This window comes from Pseudomonas sp. ZS1P83 (assembly GCF_054897825.1).
In genome coordinates this window covers 3843602-3860185 of record NZ_CM142706.1, presented here as the reverse complement: position 1 = coordinate 3860185, position 16584 = coordinate 3843602, and the positions used below count along the sequence as shown (strand labels likewise).

At 60.0% G+C, this 16584-nt stretch carries 18 protein-coding genes and 1 pseudogene; 17 read left to right on the top strand and 2 right to left on the bottom strand.

What is annotated here, in order from left to right:
* Window positions 1-33 precede the first annotated feature (33 nt).
* From ACYZT0_RS18410 to ACYZT0_RS18365, 10 genes and pseudogenes are all read left to right on the top strand, one after another.
* A complete protein-coding gene (locus ACYZT0_RS18410) occupies window positions 34-669 on the top strand; it encodes a MotA/TolQ/ExbB proton channel family protein (protein ID WP_046049059.1) in 636 nt (211 codons plus the stop codon).
* Window positions 666-1097, top strand: a complete 432-nt coding sequence (locus tag ACYZT0_RS18405) for an ExbD/TolR family protein (RefSeq protein ID WP_056742736.1) — start codon at window positions 666-668, stop codon at window positions 1095-1097. Before ACYZT0_RS18410 ends, ACYZT0_RS18405 begins: the two co-directional genes overlap by 4 nt.
* Window positions 1097-2107, top strand: coding sequence for a tetraacyldisaccharide 4'-kinase (lpxK, locus tag ACYZT0_RS18400; RefSeq protein WP_462042434.1), 1011 nt, complete (start codon window positions 1097-1099; stop codon window positions 2105-2107). Before ACYZT0_RS18405 ends, lpxK begins: the two co-directional genes overlap by 1 nt.
* A 25-nt stretch (window positions 2108-2132) precedes the next feature.
* The gene (locus ACYZT0_RS18395) at window positions 2133-2318 is read left to right on the top strand and encodes a Trm112 family protein (protein WP_007945752.1); all 186 of its coding nucleotides are present in this window, start codon (window positions 2133-2135) and stop codon (window positions 2316-2318) included.
* Window positions 2315-3079 carry a 3-deoxy-manno-octulosonate cytidylyltransferase gene (gene kdsB, locus ACYZT0_RS18390; RefSeq protein WP_462042433.1) on the top strand — a complete coding sequence of 255 codons (765 nt, stop codon included), beginning with the start codon at window positions 2315-2317 and terminating at the stop codon, window positions 3077-3079. Before ACYZT0_RS18395 ends, kdsB begins: the two co-directional genes overlap by 4 nt.
* Window positions 3079-3543: a low molecular weight protein-tyrosine-phosphatase gene (locus ACYZT0_RS18385; protein WP_462042432.1), complete on the top strand. Its 465-nt coding sequence runs from the start codon at window positions 3079-3081 to the stop codon at window positions 3541-3543. Before kdsB ends, ACYZT0_RS18385 begins: the two co-directional genes overlap by 1 nt.
* On the top strand, window positions 3540-4559 hold the full coding sequence (gene murB, locus ACYZT0_RS18380; protein ID WP_462042431.1) for a UDP-N-acetylmuramate dehydrogenase: 1020 nt from the start codon (window positions 3540-3542) through the stop codon (window positions 4557-4559). The genes ACYZT0_RS18385 and murB overlap by 4 nt, the downstream gene beginning before the upstream one ends.
* 133 nt (window positions 4560-4692) lie before the next feature.
* Window positions 4693-4776 (top strand): annotated as a pseudogene (locus ACYZT0_RS18375) ((2Fe-2S)-binding protein); the annotation flags it as partial.
* 44 nt (window positions 4777-4820) lie between these two features.
* Window positions 4821-5804 carry an XdhC family protein gene (locus tag ACYZT0_RS18370; RefSeq protein WP_462042430.1) on the top strand — a complete coding sequence of 328 codons (984 nt, stop codon included), beginning with the start codon at window positions 4821-4823 and terminating at the stop codon, window positions 5802-5804.
* Complete coding sequence (locus ACYZT0_RS18365; protein WP_462042429.1) at window positions 5801-6391, top strand: nucleotidyltransferase family protein; 591 nt, start codon at window positions 5801-5803, stop codon at window positions 6389-6391. The genes ACYZT0_RS18370 and ACYZT0_RS18365 overlap by 4 nt, the downstream gene beginning before the upstream one ends.
* Window positions 6392-6559: 168 nt before the next feature.
* On the opposite strand, the gene rne is transcribed toward ACYZT0_RS18365, so the two are convergent.
* Window positions 6560-9715: a ribonuclease E gene (gene rne, locus ACYZT0_RS18360; protein WP_462042428.1), complete on the bottom strand. Its 3156-nt coding sequence runs from the start codon at window positions 9713-9715 to the stop codon at window positions 6560-6562.
* A 699-nt stretch (window positions 9716-10414) separates the two neighbouring features.
* On the opposite strand from rne, the gene rluC reads away from it, so the two are divergent.
* Genes rluC through sppA form a run of 3 tightly spaced genes read left to right on the top strand, consistent with a single transcriptional unit; the run spans window position 10415 to window position 13039 of the window.
* Window positions 10415-11377 carry a 23S rRNA pseudouridine(955/2504/2580) synthase RluC gene (gene rluC / locus ACYZT0_RS18355; protein WP_046049069.1) on the top strand — a complete coding sequence of 321 codons (963 nt, stop codon included), beginning with the start codon at window positions 10415-10417 and terminating at the stop codon, window positions 11375-11377.
* Entirely contained in the window at window positions 11364-12026 is a 663-nt protein-coding gene (locus tag ACYZT0_RS18350; RefSeq protein WP_462042427.1) for an HAD-IA family hydrolase, read from the top strand. The genes rluC and ACYZT0_RS18350 overlap by 14 nt, the downstream gene beginning before the upstream one ends.
* Window positions 12027-12049: 23 nt before the next feature.
* Entirely contained in the window at window positions 12050-13039 is a 990-nt protein-coding gene (gene sppA, locus ACYZT0_RS18345; RefSeq protein ID WP_462042426.1) for a signal peptide peptidase SppA, read from the top strand.
* Between the two features lie 48 nt (window positions 13040-13087).
* Here the strand turns inward: sppA and ACYZT0_RS18340 are convergent, their stop codons facing one another.
* Window positions 13088-13666, bottom strand: coding sequence for a Maf family protein (locus ACYZT0_RS18340; protein ID WP_462042425.1), 579 nt, complete (start codon window positions 13664-13666; stop codon window positions 13088-13090).
* Between the two features lie 105 nt (window positions 13667-13771).
* Here ACYZT0_RS18340 and ACYZT0_RS18335 point away from each other — a divergent pair, with 105 nt between their 5' ends.
* The 4 genes from ACYZT0_RS18335 (at window position 13772) to fabD (ending at window position 16575) form a co-directional block, all read left to right on the top strand.
* Window positions 13772-14299 (top strand): YceD family protein, encoded by a 528-nt coding sequence (locus tag ACYZT0_RS18335; protein ID WP_004371317.1) that lies wholly within the window; start codon window positions 13772-13774, stop codon window positions 14297-14299.
* Window positions 14300-14312: 13 nt separating this feature from the next.
* A complete protein-coding gene (rpmF, locus tag ACYZT0_RS18330) occupies window positions 14313-14495 on the top strand; it encodes a 50S ribosomal protein L32 (RefSeq protein WP_008152339.1) in 183 nt (60 codons plus the stop codon).
* A gap of 4 nt (window positions 14496-14499) precedes the next feature.
* A complete protein-coding gene (gene plsX, locus ACYZT0_RS18325) occupies window positions 14500-15510 on the top strand; it encodes a phosphate acyltransferase PlsX (RefSeq protein ID WP_462042424.1) in 1011 nt (336 codons plus the stop codon).
* 126 nt (window positions 15511-15636) lie between these two features.
* Window positions 15637-16575 carry an ACP S-malonyltransferase gene (gene fabD / locus ACYZT0_RS18320; protein WP_462042423.1) on the top strand — a complete coding sequence of 313 codons (939 nt, stop codon included), beginning with the start codon at window positions 15637-15639 and terminating at the stop codon, window positions 16573-16575.
* Window positions 16576-16584: the final 9 nt, after the last annotated feature.

Genomic DNA, 16584 nt, shown 5'->3' with positions numbered 1-16584 from the left:
AGAGTGGCGCACTTTTTCGAGGGGACTGTCACTGTGTGGGAATTGGTCAAATCCGGCGGATGGATGATGATACCGATCATTCTGAGTTCCATCGCGGCCATGGCGATCGTCGCCGAGCGTCTCTGGACCCTACGAGCCAGCCGTGTGACCCCGGAGCATTTGCTCGGGCAGGTCTGGGTGTGGATCAAGGACAAACAACTCAATAAAGACAAACTCAAGGAACTACGCGCCAACTCTCCGCTAGGCGAGATCCTGGCTGCCGGTCTGGCCAACTCCAGGCATGGTCGCGAGATCATGAAAGAGTGCATCGAAGAGGCTGCCGCGCGGGTCATCCACGAGCTCGAACGCTACATCAATGCGCTGGGCACCATCGCCGCCATGGCCCCGTTGCTGGGTCTGTTGGGGACGGTATTGGGCATGATCGATATCTTCAGCGCATTCATGGGCTCGGGCATGACCACCAACGCCGCCGTATTGGCCGGTGGTATCTCCAAGGCGCTGATAACCACCGCTGCAGGCCTGATGGTCGGTATCCCGTCGGTATTCTTCCACCGTTTCCTGCAGCGCCGGATCGATGAACTGGTGGTGGGCATGGAGCAGGAAGCGATCAAGCTGGTCGAGGTGGTGCAGGGCGACCGTGATGTTGACCTGAATGGGGGCAAAGCGTGAAATTCCGCCGCAAGCAACGGGAGAATGTGGACATCAACCTCGCGTCGCTGATCGACGTGGTGTTTATCCTGCTGCTGTTTTTCGTCGTGACCACCACGTTTACCCGTGAAACCCAGTTGCGCGTTGATCTGCCGGAAGCGGTCAGCGGTTCGCCAGCCGAAGACCAGCAGGTCAAACATCTGGACGTTGCCATCAGTGCCGAAGGCGTTTTTTCGGTGAACAACCAATTGTTGCCGAAAAACGATCTGGCCACTCTGATGGACGCACTGCAGAAGGAATCCAGTGGCGACACCAACCTGCCGCTGTCCATCAGCGCTGATGGCAAGACTCAGCATCAGTCCGTCATCACCGCCATGGACGCCGCCGGCAAGCTTGGTTTCAGCCACCTGCGCATGACCACTGTCGAGGCGGCGCCGCCCGCGCCCTGATGGCCATGTCCGATCGCTTGCTCAACGCGTGGTACCAAGGTCATCCGGCCCTGAAGTTGTTACAGCCGCTTGAGTGGCTGTATCGGCGCGTGGTCATGAGCAAGCGCAAGCGCTTCCTGGCGGGTGAAGGGGAGATCTATCAGCCACCTGTGCCGCTGATCGTAGTCGGCAACATCACCGTCGGCGGCACCGGCAAGACGCCGCTGATTCTGTGGATGATCCAGCATTGCCAGCGCAGCGGTTTGCGGGTCGGCGTGGTTAGCCGGGGTTACGGCGCCAAACCGCCGCAACTGCCGTGGCGGGTTGAGGCGGATCAAAGCGCCGAGATCGCAGGCGATGAACCGCTGCTGATCGTCCAGCGCACCGGCATCCCGTTGATGATCGATCCGGACCGCAGCCGTGCAGTCAAGGCGCTGCTGGCGAGTGAACCGTTGGACCTGATCCTCTCCGACGACGGCATGCAGCATTATCGGTTGGCCCGCGACCTGGAACTTGTGCTGATCGACGCCGCCCGCGGCCTGGGCAACCAGCGTTGCCTGCCCGCCGGGCCATTGCGCGAACCGGTCGAGCGCCTGCAAAGCGTCGACGCGGTGCTCTACAACGGCGCAACTGCCGATCGCGACAGCGGTTTTGCCTTCCAGCTTCAACCCACCGAACTGGTCAATCTGCACAGCGGCGAACGGCGTTCCCTCGACCACTTTCCCGCTGGCCAGGCCCTGCACGCCGTGGCCGGGATCGGCAATCCGCAGCGTTTCTTCAAGACCCTCGAAACGCTACACTGGCAGCCAGTCCCGCATGCGTTTGCCGATCACGCCGACTACAGCGTGCAAGCCTTGAATTTCAAACCGTCATTGCCGTTGGTGATGACCGAAAAGGACGCGGTGAAGTGCCGTGCCTTCGCCGCCGCCGATTGGTGGTACCTGGCGGTCGATGCTGCGCCATCGCCGGCCTTCGTGGCCTGGTTCGATACGCAGCTGATGCGCCTGTTGCCGGCTCGTCTTTTGCCTTAAATCCGTTTTTATCCAGGGAATGCTCATGGACACCAAATTGCTCGATATCCTCGCTTGCCCGGTCTGCAAAGGCCCGCTCAAGCTCAGTGCCGACAAAACCGAGCTGATCAGCAAGGGCGCAGGTCTCGCCTACCCGATTCGCGACGGCATCCCGGTGATGCTCGAAACCGAAGCCCGTACCCTGACCACCGACGAGCGTCTGGATAAATGACCACAGCCTTTACCGTTGTCATTCCATCGCGTTACGCCTCCACCCGCTTGCCGGGCAAGCCGTTGCTGCTGATCGCCGGCAAGCCGATGATCCAGCACGTCTGGGAACAGGCGAGCAAAAGCAGCGCCCAGCGCGTGGTGGTCGCCACTGACGATGCGCGCATCGTTGAGGCCTGCAAAGGGTTTGGCGCCGAAGTGGTGCTGACCCGCGAAGATCACAATTCCGGTACCGATCGCCTGGCCGAAGTCGCCACGAAACTGGGCCTGGCGCCGGACGCCATTGTGGTCAACGTTCAGGGCGACGAACCGTTGATCCCGCCGAGCGTGATCGATCAGGTGGCTGCCAACCTGGCCGCTCACACCGAAGCGCGCATGGCCACGTTGGCCGAGCCGATCGAAGACGTGGAAACCCTGTTCAACCCCAACGTGGTCAAGGTTGTCAGCGACCTCAATGGCCTGGCGCTGACCTTCAGTCGTGCCACGTTGCCGTGGGCTCGGGACGCGTTTGCCAACAGCCGCGAGCAATTGCCGGAAGGCGTGCCGTATCGTCGCCACATCGGCATTTATGCCTACCGCGCCGGTTTCCTGCATGACTTCGTCAGCTGGGGCCCATGCTGGCTGGAAAACACCGAATCCCTGGAACAGCTGCGTGCGCTGTGGCACGGCGTGCGGATTCACGTCGCCGACGCGCTGATCGCACCGCCCTCCGGCGTTGACACCGTTGAAGACCTCGAGCGCGTTCGTCGCCTGCTGGAGGCCTGATGCGGGTTTTGTTCGTTTGCCTGGGCAACATCTGCCGTTCACCCACGGCCGAAGGCGTGCTGCGACACAAACTGTGCGAAGCGGGGCTGGCCGATCAAATCGAAGTCGCCTCCGCCGGCACCGGTGACTGGCACGTTGGCAAGGCCCCGGACAAGCGCAGCCAGGCTGCGGCGAAACTGCGCGGTTATGACCTGTCCGCTCAGCGCGCCCAGCAAGTGAATCGTGCGGATTTCGCCACCTACGACCTGATTCTGGCGATGGACAACAGCAATCTGCGCAACCTCAAGGCCCTGCAACCTTTCAAGGGTAAGGCCGAACTGGATCTGTTCCTGCGTCGCTATCAGTCGGAAATCGATGAAGTGCCCGATCCGTATTACGACGGCGACCAAGGCTTTGAGCAGGTGCTGGACCTGATCGAGCGCGCCAGTGATTTGCTGGTGATCGAATTGAAGGGACGGTTATGAGTTTGCAGGTACAGGCCCGGGTTTCGCTGAAACCGTTCAACAGTTTTGGTGTCGACGTTCAAGCCCGGTTATTTGCCGAAGCCCATAGCGATGCTGACGTGCGTGAAGCCCTGGCCTATGCGGCGGAACATGACGTGCCGCTGCTGGTGATTGGCGGGGGCAGCAACCTGCTGCTGACGGCCGATATCCAGTCGCTGGTGCTGCGCATGGCCACGCGCGGGATTCGCATCCTGAGTGATGACGGCAGCAAGGTCGTTATAGAAGCCGAGGCGGGTGAGCCGTGGCATCCGTTCGTGCAGCACACGCTGGCGCAGGGTTTGTCCGGTCTGGAAAACCTCAGCCTGATCCCCGGCACCGTCGGCGCGGCACCGATGCAGAACATCGGCGCCTATGGTGTGGAGATCAAGGATGTTTTCGCCGGCCTGACGGCTTTGGATCGCAAGAGCGGCGAACTGCGGGACTTCACCCTGGAAGAATGCAACTTCGCCTACCGCGACAGCCTATTCAAACAGCAACCGGGGCGCTGGTTGATCCTGCGGGTACGATTCATCCTGGACCGCGCCGCGCACCTGCATCTGGAGTACGGCCCGGTTCGTCAGCGCCTGACCGAGCAAGGCATCGATCACCCGACCGCCACCGACGTCAGCCAGGCGATTTGCAGTATCCGCAATGAAAAGCTCCCGGACCCGGCGGTGCTGGGCAATGCCGGCAGCTTCTTCAAAAATCCGTTGGTGCCCGCTGCACTCGTTGCACAACTCAAGGCGCAATACCCGGACTTAGTGGCCTACGCACAACCCAACGGACAAATGAAACTGGCGGCAGGCTGGCTGATCGAACGGGCTGGCTGGAAAGGTTTCCGTGATGCCGATGCCGGCGTGCATAAATTGCAGGCGTTGGTGCTGGTCAACTACGGCAACGCGACCGGTCTGCAATTGCTGAACCTGGCGCAACGCATCCAGAAAGACATTTCAGAACGTTTTCATGTCGACCTGGAAATGGAGCCCAATCGGTATTGAAGCTATGCTTTCAAGACTGATTTCAAAGCCCTGCACACCTTCAACTGTGCAGGGCTTTTTTGTTAATACCGGGTTAACTTAGCCAACTAACGATGCAAACGTTTGCTCCATCAAAAGCTATGCGGGCGGGCCCATGATTACCCTGAAGCTCAATGCTCAAGACCATCAACTCGATGTCACCGCGGACATAGCGCTGCTCTGGGCGATCCGCGACCTGCCGGTTCGCTATCAGCTGCAAGGTTGGCAGAAGGCGCAGGCCTGATGGACAGCGTTGATCTGAACGTCCTGCGCAGCGTGCTGGAATGGCGCCGCGCCGGTCAGCGGGTGGTGTTGTACAGCGTGGTCCAGACCTGGGGCACCGCGCCTCGGGCGCCTGGCGCCATGCTGGCCTTGCGTAAAGACGGCGTGGTGATTGGCTCGGTGTCCGGCGGGTGTGTCGAAGACGATTTGATTGCCCGGCTGCACGACGGTCGTATTCCAGCCGATGGGCCGCCGGTGCAGTTGATCACTTACGGCGTCACCCGTGAGGAGGCGGCACGTTTCGGTTTGCCGTGCGGTGGCACCTTGCGCCTGACCGAGGAGCGAGTCGGCGACCCGGCTTGGGTCGCCGAGTTGCTGGCGCGTTGCGAGGCGCATGAAATCGTTGCGCGAGCGCTGAATATCGAGAGCGGTGAAGTGGTTTTGCAACCGGCCAACAAAAATGATGTGCTGACGTTTGACGGGCAGACCTTGCGCGCCATCTACGGCCCGCGTTGGCGCTTGTTGCTGATCGGCGCCGGGCAACTGTCCCGTTATGTCGCCGAGATGGCGCGGCTGCTGGATTTTGAGGTACTGATCTGCGACCCGCGCACCGAGTTCGTTTACGGTTGGGAAGAGCAACACGGGCGATTTGTATCGGGCATGCCCGATGAAGCGGTGCTCAACATCCAGACAGACGAGCGTACGGCCATCGTCGCACTGACCCACGATCCTCGACTGGATGACATGGCACTGCTCACGGCCCTGGACTCCAAGGCGTTTTATGTTGGTGCACTGGGCTCGCGGATCAACAGCTTGAAGCGCCGGGAGAATCTGGCTCAGCTAGGCTTGTCACAGCAGGCCATCGAGCGGCTGCATGGCCCGATTGGTTTGCACATTGGCAGCCACACTCCGGCGGAAATCGCCTTGTCGCTACTGGCCGAGATCGTGGCGATCAAGAACGGCGTCGAGCTTAAGCAGAAGAAGCTGTTGCAGGAGGTTGTATGAGTGAACCCATCGGCGTCATCGTCCTGGCGGCGGGGCAGGGCAGTCGGTTTCGGCAAGCAGCAGGTGCCGAGAAGGACAAGCTTCTGGCGGATTGTACGGGGCGTGATGGAACTGTTTGTTCGGTGATCGAGCAAGTGCTGGTGAATTTGCCGGGCTCCCTTGAGAAGTGCGTCCTGGTGACCACCGACGATCGCCCGCAAGTGAGTCGTATGGCCCAGGCCTATGGCTGCGAGATTGTGCTGATCGAGTCGACGGGGATGGGAGACAGCATCGCGGCCGGGGTGGCGGCCTGTCCGCAACTTAGTGGCTGGCTGATTGTGCTGGGAGATATGCCGTTTATCTTGCCGTCGAGTATCGAGCGGGTGGTGGCGGGAATTACCGATGACGCCGTCAGTGTGCCGGTGTATGGGGGGGAATATGGGCATCCGGTGGGATTTGGGCGCAGCTTTGGTCCGGCGTTGATGGCATTGTCCGGTGATCGTGGGGCCAAGGCGTTGTTTGCGCAGGCTAGGGTGGTCGAGGTGGCGGTGGACGATCCAGGGGTGTTGTGGGATGTGGATGTTCCTGAGGCGCTGATCTACCGGTAATGATCGTTCCCATGCTCTGCGTGGGAATGCAGCCCGGGACGCTCCGCGTCCCTTTCGCAGCCGAACGCGGAGCGTCCGTAGAGGCATTCCTTTGCTGTGCGTGGGAACGATCGGCATAAAAAAGCCCCGCCTGGATCACCAAGCGGGGCTTTTCAATGGCCGATGGAATCAGACGAGAGGTTTAGGCTCGTGTTCTTTTTCCAGGGCTTGCTCGTGTTGCTCTACCGCTTCCTGAACGGAGCGCGGCGCTTCGTCGATCACCGATGCAGCCGGTTCAGTTGGAGCAGGAACTGCCTCAACCTCTTCAGCAACAACCGGTGCTGGCTCATAAGCTTCGACCGCTTCAACCGGAGCAGCAACGGTAGCCAGTTCAGCTTCCTTCTGCAGACGCTCGGCTTCACGCTGGCGGCGACGCACTTCACGAGGGTCATTCGGCGCACGGCCACTTGGCGTCAGCGCGCTGACAGGGGCGGCTTCGACTTCCGGTGCAGCCACTTCGGCAACAACCGGCGCTTCAACCACCGGAGCAGGCTCGGCAGCAGCAACCACTGGCTCGGAAACCATGGCCTCGGCTTCTGGCGCTTCGGCGGCTGCTGGCTCGGCAACCCAGTTGAACGCGGTTTGCTCTTCGCGAACTTCACGGACAGCTTCGGTCACTGTTTCGGTTGATGTTTCGACAACCGGTTCTGCGGCAACCACTGGCTCAGCTTCGTATACAGGCTGTGCTTCACGAACCGGGGCCACTTCGATTTCCGGAGCGGCGGTGGCTTCGACCGGAGTCGTTGCTTCAACCACTGGCGCTTCCACTGGAGCAGTTTCCAGGGTGGCAGCAGTAGCGCGTTCGGCTTGCTCGTTAGCCTGTGCTTCGGCTGGAGCGCTGATCACGGTGCTGGCAACGGCTGCGGTAACAGCCAGGCCGGCGGCCAGATCGGCAGCGCTTGGCGCTTCGTTGGTGTCGGTAGCGTCGTTACCTTCGGCGGACTCGGATTCTTCCGAACCTTCGATCACATTACCGTTGGCATCACGCTGACGCTCACGACGGTTGCTGCGACGACGCTGGCCACGGGAACGGCGGCGTGGACGATCGCCTTCGGCGCCTTCCTGACCGTCTTCCTGCAGTTGCTCTTCGTTGGTAGTCAGCTCTTCTTCAGCGACTGCGGCAGCGGCTTGTTCGGCACGTGGCTGACGTTCTTCACGCGGTGGGCGTGGAGCACGTTCTTCACGTGGCTGACGAGCTGGACGCTCTTCAGCGGTAGCAGCGGCGGCCGGAGCGCCATCCAGAGGTTCACGCAGTTCACGAACCGGACGCTCTTCACGATCGCCGCGTGGCTTGCGATCTTCGCGAGGAGCGCGCGGTGCACGTTCCTCACGAGGAGCACGTGGAGCGCGTTCTTCGCGGGCTACTGTTGGAACTGCTGGAGTTTCTTCGCGGGGTTCACGTGGTGCGCGTTCTTCACGCGGTGCACGTTCCTCACGAGGCTTGCGCTCTTCATCGCGGCGACCGTTACGGTTGCGGCTCTGCTGACGACCGTTGCGACGCTCTTCGTTGCGGGCCGGACGTTCGGCGGCCGGTTTTTCAACCACAACCGGAGCAGCAGGTTCTTCCTTGGTCGCAAACAGGCTGACCAGCGACTTCACCAGGCCTTTGAACAGGCTTGGCTCAGGCGCGGCGGCCGGTGCAGCCACCGGAGCGGCGACGACTTCGGTCGGAACCGGGGCGTTGGCGCGGGCCGGAGCCGTCTTGACCGCGGCTTCCTGGCGAACCAGGGTGCGGGTCGCAGCGGCTGGCTGGACTTCTTCGACGTCGGCAGCGGCAGCAGCGATTTCGTAGCTGGACTGATTGATGCTGGCTTCCGGGCTGTCATCGCGCAGACGCTGAACTTCGAAGTGCGGCGTTTCGAGGTGATCGTTCGGCAGAATGACGATGCGGGCACGGGTGCGCAGTTCGATCTTGGTGATCGAGTTGCGTTTTTCATTGAGCAGGAACGCAGCCACCGGAATCGGCACTTGAGCACGAACTTCGGCGGTGCGGTCTTTCAGGGCTTCTTCTTCGATCAGGCGCAGGATCGCCAGCGACAGCGATTCAACGTCACGGATGATGCCGGTACCGTTGCAACGCGGGCACACGATGCCGCTGCTTTCGCCCAGCGATGGACGCAGGCGCTGACGGGACATTTCCAGCAGGCCGAAGCGCGAGATGCGACCGACTTGCACGCGAGCGCGGTCGGCTTCCAGGCATTCGCGGACTTTCTCTTCCACGGCGCGCTGGTTCTTGGCAGGGGTCATGTCGATGAAGTCGATGACGATCAGGCCGCCGATGTCGCGCAAGCGCAACTGGCGGGCGATTTCTTCGGCGGCTTCAAGGTTGGTCTGCAGGGCGGTTTCTTCGATGTCGCTGCCTTTGGTGGCGCGCGCCGAGTTGATGTCGATGGACACCAGGGCTTCGGTCGGATCGATAACGATAGAACCACCGGAAGGCAGTTCAACGACGCGCTGGAAAGCGGTCTCGATCTGGCTTTCGATCTGGAAACGGTTGAACAGCGGAACGCTGTCTTCGTACAGTTTGATCTTGCTGGCGTACTGCGGCATCACCTGGCGGATGAAGGTCAGGGCTTCGTCCTGGGCTTCAACGCTGTCGATCAGCACTTCGCCGATGTCCTGGCGCAGGTAATCGCGGATGGCGCGGATGATCACGTTGCTTTCCTGGTAGATCAGGAACGGCGCGGAACGATCCAGCGAAGCTTCTTTGATGGCGGTCCAGAGTTGCAGCAGGTAATCGAGGTCCCACTGCATTTCTTCGCTGCTGCGGCCCAGGCCTGCAGTGCGAACGATCAGACCCATGTCGGCTGGCGCAACCAGACCGTTCAGGGCTTCACGCAGTTCGTTGCGCTCTTCACCTTCGATGCGACGGGAGATACCGCCGGCACGCGGGTTGTTCGGCATCAGAACCAGGTAACGACCGGCCAGGCTGATGAAAGTGGTCAGGGCGGCGCCCTTGTTGCCACGTTCTTCTTTTTCGACCTGAACGATGACTTCCTGGCCTTCGCTCAGGACGTCCTTGATGTTGACGCGGCCTTCGGGGGCCTTCTTGAAGTATTCGCGGGAGATTTCTTTGAGGGGCAGGAAGCCGTGGCGCTCAGAGCCGAAATCGACAAAGGCAGCCTCAAGGCTTGGTTCGATGCGAGTAATCCGGCCTTTATAGATGTTGGCCTTTTTCTGCTCGCGTGCACCGGATTCGATGTCCAGGTCGTAGAGGCGCTGGCCATCTACCAGTGCAACACGCAACTCTTCGGGTTGAGTTGCGTTAATCAGCATTCTTTTCATGTAGTACCGTCGGTTTCCGGGCTGCCGGAAACGGCGTTCGGCACACACGACTTCTCATGGTCGGTGTCAGGTGCGTCAGGAGTGGTTGGACACTCCAGTGTCTAGCGAACCCGACCAATTGGGCCGGCGTCGCGACGTACGCGTCCTGCTTGCTGTGGCTACTTAAGCACTCAGTCAGGAGGAGGAATCAACCAGCGGCTGTGGACGAGATGAAGCGTCTTGATAAAGCCTATTGCTACACAGTCCGGCGGTTGTGCATCTCCACCCTACACGTATCCCTGATAATTCGGGTGCTGCCGCGCGCAGAATCCGCAGCGGGTTGGCATTTACCGTGAGCTCCGAAAGGGGAGGTCACGCATCATGGCTAATTTAGGCGTTGTTTCCGAAGCGTTCGCTCGGGGTTGTTCGTAGCTGACTGCACTTTGTGAACTGGCCGTGAATATTTGCTCGCAAGGCGAGTGAAAACTCTGCTTTGCGGCATGCTTCAGGCCTCATGTCACCTGCGCTCGTTACAACTGCAAACTCTACCGTTTCGTAGCGAAAGCCCCGTAGGACGGCCTCTCGTCCTCGTGAATTGCGTTGGTCAGGGCCGGTTTTTGACCGTTAGTCCGCTGTCCAGGCCACTTTTGGCGGCGTTCGCGACTATAGCAGCAATGATTAAGTGCTTCAATTCCATAAAAAATTGTTATCATTCGCGCCATGACGACTACTGCCCCTTCGACCCCAGCCGTACAACTGCTAGAGGTCTCGCCGGAATATGCCGGCCAACGTATTGATAACTTCCTTCTCGCTCGGCTCAAAGGCGTGCCCAAGACCTTGATTTACCGCATTTTGCGCAAGGGCGAAGTGCGGGTGAACAAAGGTCGGATCAAGCCCGAATACAAGCTGCAGGCGGGCGATATCGTGCGCGTGCCGCCGGTTCGCGTGCCTGAGCGAGACGAGCCTGTGCCATTGGCCCAAGGCCTGCTGCAGCGCCTCGAAGCCTCGATTGTCTTCGAGGACAAGGCGCTGATCGTGATCAACAAGCCTTGTGGCATCGCGGTTCATGGCGGCAGCGGCCTGACTTACGGGGTGATCGAAGCCTTTCGTCAGTTGCGTCCGGATTGCAAGGAGCTCGAGCTGGTTCACCGTCTCGACCGTGACACCTCCGGCCTGCTGATGATCGCCAAGAAGCGCAGCATGCTGCGTCACTTGCACACGGCATTGCGCGGCGATGGCGTTGATAAGCGCTATATGGCGTTGGTTCGCGGTAACTGGGCGGCCTCGATCAAGCAAGTTCGTGCGTCGCTCGGCAAGAGCAATCTGCGCTCCGGCGAGCGCATGGTCGAGGTCGACGAGGAGGAGGGCAAGGAGTCTGTGACCGTGTTCAAGGTCCTGCGTCGCTTTGGCGACTTTGCGACCCTGATCGAAGCGAAACCGATCACCGGCCGGACTCACCAGATCCGCGTCCACACCCTGCACGCCGGGCATTGCATCGCTGGCGATACCAAGTACGGTGATGAAGGTTTCAGTAAAGAAATTCGTGACCTGGGCGGCAAGCGCCTGTTTCTGCACGCCTATATGCTGACCGTGCCGCTGCCCGATGGCGGTGAGCTGAAATTGCAGGCGCCCGTGGATGAAATGTGGGCCAAAACCGTGGAGCGCCTGAGTGCACCCATCTGACTACAAGCTGCTGATTTTCGACTGGGACGGCACATTGGCTGATTCCATTGGTCGGATTGTCGAGGCCATGCACGTTGCGTCCGAACGCTCCGGTTTTCAGTTGTGCGATGACTTTGCTGTCAAAGGCATTATCGGCCTGGGCCTGCCGGAAGCGATTCGTACCTTGTACCCGGACATTGGCGATGCGGAGCTGATGGCTTTTCGCGAGCACTACGCCGATCACTACATTGCGTCAGAAGCCGTGCCTTCGCCGTTGTTCGAAGGCGTTGTCGAGTCGATGGAGGCGTTTCGTGCCGATGGTTATCACTTGGCGGTCGCAACCGGTAAAGCTCGTCGCGGGCTGGATCGGGTGCTGAAGGCGCATGGCTGGGAGGGTTATTTCGATATCACCCGCGCGGCCGACGAAACCGCCAGCAAACCCCATCCGCTGATGCTTGAGCAGATCCTCGCCCATTGCGAGGTTCGCCCGGAGCAAGCGCTAATGGTCGGCGATTCGTCCTTTGACTTGCAGATGGCACGCAACGCCGGCATGGACTCGGTGGCGGTCAGTTACGGCGCCCAATCCATCGAAGCGCTGAAGCTGTTCGAGCCGCGGCTGGCCATTGATCGTTTTTCAGAATTGCATGCCTGGCTGAATCAGCGGGCTTAATACGTTTTTGCTGGGGAGAAGTCATGACCGACGAATGGAAGGCGCCCGCCAAGGCGAGCGCAGAGAGCGGTGACGAGAAAAGCTGGAAGCTGCTGGAAAAGACCCTGCTGGCCAGCGTGCAGGAGCAGCGCCGGTCCCGTCGCTGGGGGATTTTCTTCAAATTGCTGACCTTTGTGTACCTGTTGGGTGCGCTGGTCCTGTTCACGCCGCTGATGGATATGGAAAAAGCCGCCACTCGCAGTGCCCATTACACCGCGCTGATCGACGTGACCGGCATGATCGCCGACAAGGAGCCTGCCAGCGCTGACAACATCGTCGGCAGTCTGCGTGCGGCTTTCGAGGACGAGAAGGTCAAAGGTGTCATCCTGCGAATCAACAGTCCGGGCGGCAGTCCGGTGCAGTCGGGTTACGTGTATGACGAAATTGTCCGTCTGCGCGGCTTGCACCCGGATATCAAGGTGTACGCGGTGATCTCGGACCTTGGGGCTTCCGGTGCTTACTACATCGCCAGCGCGGCCAATCAGATTTACGCCGACAAGGCGAGTCTGGTCGGTTCTATTGGTGTGACGGCGGCCGGTTACGGCTTTGTTGGCACCATGGAGAAGCTCGGCGTCGAGCGTCGGACTTACACGTCGGGCGAGCACAAGTCGTTCCTCGACCCGTTCCAGCCGCAAAAGCCTGAGGAAACTCAATTCTGGCAGGGCGTGCTCGATACGACACACCAGCAGTTCATCAATAGCGTGAAAAAGGGCCGTGGCGACCGTCTCAAGGATAAAGAGCATCCGGAGCTGTTCTCCGGGTTGGTCTGGTCTGGCGAGCAGGCACTGCCGCTGGGTCTGATCGATGGTCTGGGGAATGCCAGTTCGGTGGCGCGTGATGTGATCGGCGAGAAAGAGTTGGTGGATTTCACCGTTCAGGAATCGCCGTTCGATCGCTTCTCGAAAAAGCTCGGCGCCAGCGTGGCTGAGCATCTGGCGATGTGGATGGGCTTCCAGGGGCCTTCGTTGCGCTGATTCTTCTGGCTGCATGAAAAACCGACCCTCGTGGTCGGTTTTTTACATTCAGGGGATTTGCACGCCTTCGGTCAGCAACATGTCGACCAGGCGAATCAATGGCAGGCCTATCAGGCTGGTGGCGTCAGGGCCTTCGGTGCTTTGAAACAGGCTAACCCCTAAACCTTCGGCTTTGAAGCTGCCAGCGCAATCGTAGGGCTGTTCGGCGTGCAGGTAGCGTTCGATGCGCGATGGGTCGAGTGTGCGCATGTGTACGGTGAAGGGCACGCAGTCGACTTGGCAGGCGCCGGTCTGGCTGTTAATCAGTGCGAGACCGGTGAGGAAGGTCACGCGGGTGCCACTTGCAGCCAGCAGCTGCTCGCGGGCCTTTTCGAAGGTGTGCGGTTTGCCGATGATCCGGTCGCCGAGTACCGCGACCTGGTCGGAGCCGATGATCAGATGAGCGGGGTGGCTGCCGGCCAATGCGCGTGCTTTTTCCTCGGCGAGGCGCTTTACCAGCTCGATGGCGGACTCGTCCGTGCGATGGCTTTCGTCGATATCCGGCGAGCTGCAGGTAAACGGCAGCTGCAAGCGGGCCAGCAATTCCCGGCGATAAACCGAGCTTGAAGCGAGTAATAAAGGCAGCATGCGCATCTCCAGAAGACAGGTGCGAATTCTAGCGAGGCTTCCAAGTGACGGACAGGGCTGAATTTCCTTTGACATGGCTGGGTGCATCCCTATAATGCTGCGCCTATGTTGAATGACCCGATTCCACCTCACGTTGACCCGCGCAAATTGGCTGATCGTGGCACCACCCTTCAAGGTGAACTGCTGCTGGCCGATTTGGAGAGACTCTGCGACCCGCTTTCCGACACTGTCGGTACGGTGCAGGCTAAATTCGTTTTTGAACGAGATGAACGTAAGTCTGTGGTAATCCACAGCTTTATCGACACCGAAGTCAAAATGGTTTGCCAGCGTTGTCTTGAGCTGGTCACCCTGCCGATCCATAGCGAATGCAGTTATGCTGTGGTGAAGGAGGGTGCGAATACCCAGTCGTTGCCGAAAGGTTATGACGTGCTGGAACTGGGCGAAGATCCATTGGATCTGCAGTCACTGATCGAGGAGGAGCTTCTGCTCGCCTTGCCCATTGTGCCTGCTCATCATCCGGAAGAATGCCAGCAGCCGGCGGGTCTCGATGAGCCCGAACCGAGCGAGGACGAGGTAACGCGGTCCAACCCGTTCAGTGTATTGGCGCAGTTAAAGCGTGACCCAAACGTTTAGGAGTTAATCAATTATGGCTGTTCAGCAGAACAAAAAATCCCGCTCTGCCCGTGACATGCGTCGTTCGCACGACGCCCTGACGGCAAGCACTCTGTCTGTAGAAAAAACCACCGGTGAAATTCACCTGCGTCACCACGTATCGCCAGAAGGCGTATACCGTGGCCGTAAAGTGATCGACAAGGGCGCTGACGAGTAATCACTTGTCTGCTCAAGTCATCGCGATTGACGCAATGGGCGGGGACTTCGGTCCCCGCAGCATTGTTCAGGCCAGCCTTGCTTGCCTGTCTGCTACGCCCTCGCTGCACCTGATCCTCGTCGGTCAACCCTCTCTTCTTGAAGAATTGCTCTCTGGCCAATCGGCTGTAGATCGCTCGCGCCTGTCGATTGTGGCGGCGTCCGAAGTCATCACCATGGACGAAAAGCCTGCTCAGGCCTTGCGCGGCAAACCCGATTCGTCGATGCGCGTGGCGCTGGAGTTACTACGAGACGGCAAGGTCCAGGCCTGTGTCAGTGCCGGCAATACCGGCGCGCTGATGGCGTTGTCGCGGTTCGTGCTCAAGACCTTGCCGGGCATTGATCGGCCAGCGATGGTTGCGGCGATTCCGACGCAGAAGGGTTACTGCCAGTTGCTCGACCTGGGCGCCAATGTCGATTGCAGCGCCGAGCATCTGCTGCAGTTTGCGGTGATGGGGTCGGTAGCGGCGGAAACCCTGGGCATCGTTCGTCCACGCGTGGCGCTGCTGAACATCGGAACTGAAGACATCAAGGGCAATCAGCAGGTCAAGCTGGCGGCGACGTTGTTGCAGGGCGCTCGGGGCATCAATTACATCGGTTTTGTCGAAGGTGATGGCGTGTACCGTGGCGAGGCGGATGTGGTGGTATGTGACGGTTTTGTCGGCAATATCCTGCTCAAGTCCAGCGAAGGACTGGCGACTATGATTGCCGGGCGCATCGAAGCCTTGTTCAAGAAAAACCTCGCGTCGAAAGTGGTCGGTGCTCTGGCATTGCCACTGATGAAGCGCTTGCAAGCCGATCTGGCGCCTGCACGACATAACGGCGCAAGCTTCCTTGGTTTGCAGGGGATTGTGGTCAAAAGTCATGGTTCAGCGGGGGTTCAGGGCTTCCAGAGTGCGATTCAGCGCGCCTTGATCGAGATCCAGGAAAACCTGCCGGAACGCATTCATGGTCGTCTGGAGGATTTGTTGCTTTAGGCGTTTTCGTCGGACAATGCTTAAATGTGACCGCTCAGTTCAATTTGCCATCCAACTGTCAGTTTCTTGCGTTCCTCCAAGCGGGACGTCAATTCTCCGACGACAAGATCATTAGGGGCTTGTTACATGTCTGCTTCCCTCGCATTTGTCTTTCCGGGACAGGGTTCGCAGTCCCTCGGCATGCTGGCCGAGTTGGGCGCGCAACATCCGGTTGTCCTCGAAACGTTCAAAGAAGCTTCCGATGCTCTGGGTTACGACCTGTGGGCACTGACCCAGCAAGGGCCGGAAGAGCAACTCAATCAAACCGATAAAACCCAACCGGCCATTCTGACCGCCTCAATCGCCTTGTGGCGTCTGTGGCTGGCTGAAGGCGGCGCGCGTCCGGCTTATGTTGCCGGTCACAGCCTGGGCGAATACAGCGCTTTGGTCGCCGCAGGCAGTCTGAGCCTGGGCGACGCGGTAAAGCTGGTTGAGCGCCGCGGTCAGTTGATGCAGGAAGCCGTTCCGGCCGGGCAGGGTGGCATGGCCGCCATTCTCGGTCTGGACGATGCTGATGTGCTGGCAGCCTGTGCCGAAGCGGCGCAAGGCGAGGTGGTCAGTGCGGTCAACTTCAACTCCCCTGGCCAAGTGGTCATCGCCGGTGCCAAGGCCGCGGTCGAGCGCGCCATCGAAGGCTGCAAGGCTCGTGGTGCCAAGCGCGCTATGCCGTTGCCGGTCAGCGTGCCGTCCCATTGCGAGCTGATGCGTCCGGCGGCCGAGCGTTTCGCCGAGTCGATCGCGGCGATCGACTGGCAGGCGCCGCAGATTCCCGTGGTTCAGAACGTCAGCGCCAGCGTGCCGGCGGATCTGGAAACCCTCAAGCGCGATCTGCTTGAGCAGCTTTACAAGCCTGTACGCTGGGTCGAATCGGTTCAGGCGCTGGCTGCCACAGGTGCTACCCAGTTGGTCGAGTGCGGCCCAGGCAAAGTACTGGCTGGTCTGAACAAGCGTTGCGCCGAAGGCGTGTCGACATCCAACCTCAATACCCCCGACGCCTTCGCTGCCGCCCGCGCAGCGCTGGCCTGAATCAGGAGA

Bases quoted from the DNA above. Each gene is read 5' to 3' on its own strand.
- lpxK (WP_462042434.1), top strand. From the start codon at position 1,097: ATGGCCATGTCCGATCGCTTGCTCAACGCGTGGTACCAAGGTCATCCG.
- ACYZT0_RS18340 (WP_462042425.1), bottom strand. From the start codon at position 13,666: ATGCTGCCTTTATTACTCGCTTCAAGCTCGGTTTATCGCCGGGAATTG.
- rpmF (WP_008152339.1), top strand. From the start codon at position 14,313: ATGGCTGTTCAGCAGAACAAAAAATCCCGCTCTGCCCGTGACATGCGT.
- sppA (WP_462042426.1), top strand. From the start codon at position 12,050: ATGACCGACGAATGGAAGGCGCCCGCCAAGGCGAGCGCAGAGAGCGGT.
- ACYZT0_RS18365 (WP_462042429.1), top strand. From the start codon at position 5,801: ATGAGTGAACCCATCGGCGTCATCGTCCTGGCGGCGGGGCAGGGCAGT.
- ACYZT0_RS18395 (WP_007945752.1), top strand. From the start codon at position 2,133: ATGGACACCAAATTGCTCGATATCCTCGCTTGCCCGGTCTGCAAAGGC.
- ACYZT0_RS18370 (WP_462042430.1), top strand. From the start codon at position 4,821: ATGGACAGCGTTGATCTGAACGTCCTGCGCAGCGTGCTGGAATGGCGC.
- ACYZT0_RS18385 (WP_462042432.1), top strand. From the start codon at position 3,079: ATGCGGGTTTTGTTCGTTTGCCTGGGCAACATCTGCCGTTCACCCACG.
- rne (WP_462042428.1), bottom strand. From the start codon at position 9,715: ATGAAAAGAATGCTGATTAACGCAACTCAACCCGAAGAGTTGCGTGTT.
- ACYZT0_RS18335 (WP_004371317.1), top strand. From the start codon at position 13,772: ATGTTGAATGACCCGATTCCACCTCACGTTGACCCGCGCAAATTGGCT.
- rluC (WP_046049069.1), top strand. From the start codon at position 10,415: ATGACGACTACTGCCCCTTCGACCCCAGCCGTACAACTGCTAGAGGTC.
- murB (WP_462042431.1), top strand. From the start codon at position 3,540: ATGAGTTTGCAGGTACAGGCCCGGGTTTCGCTGAAACCGTTCAACAGT.
- fabD (WP_462042423.1), top strand. From the start codon at position 15,637: ATGTCTGCTTCCCTCGCATTTGTCTTTCCGGGACAGGGTTCGCAGTCC.
- kdsB (WP_462042433.1), top strand. From the start codon at position 2,315: ATGACCACAGCCTTTACCGTTGTCATTCCATCGCGTTACGCCTCCACC.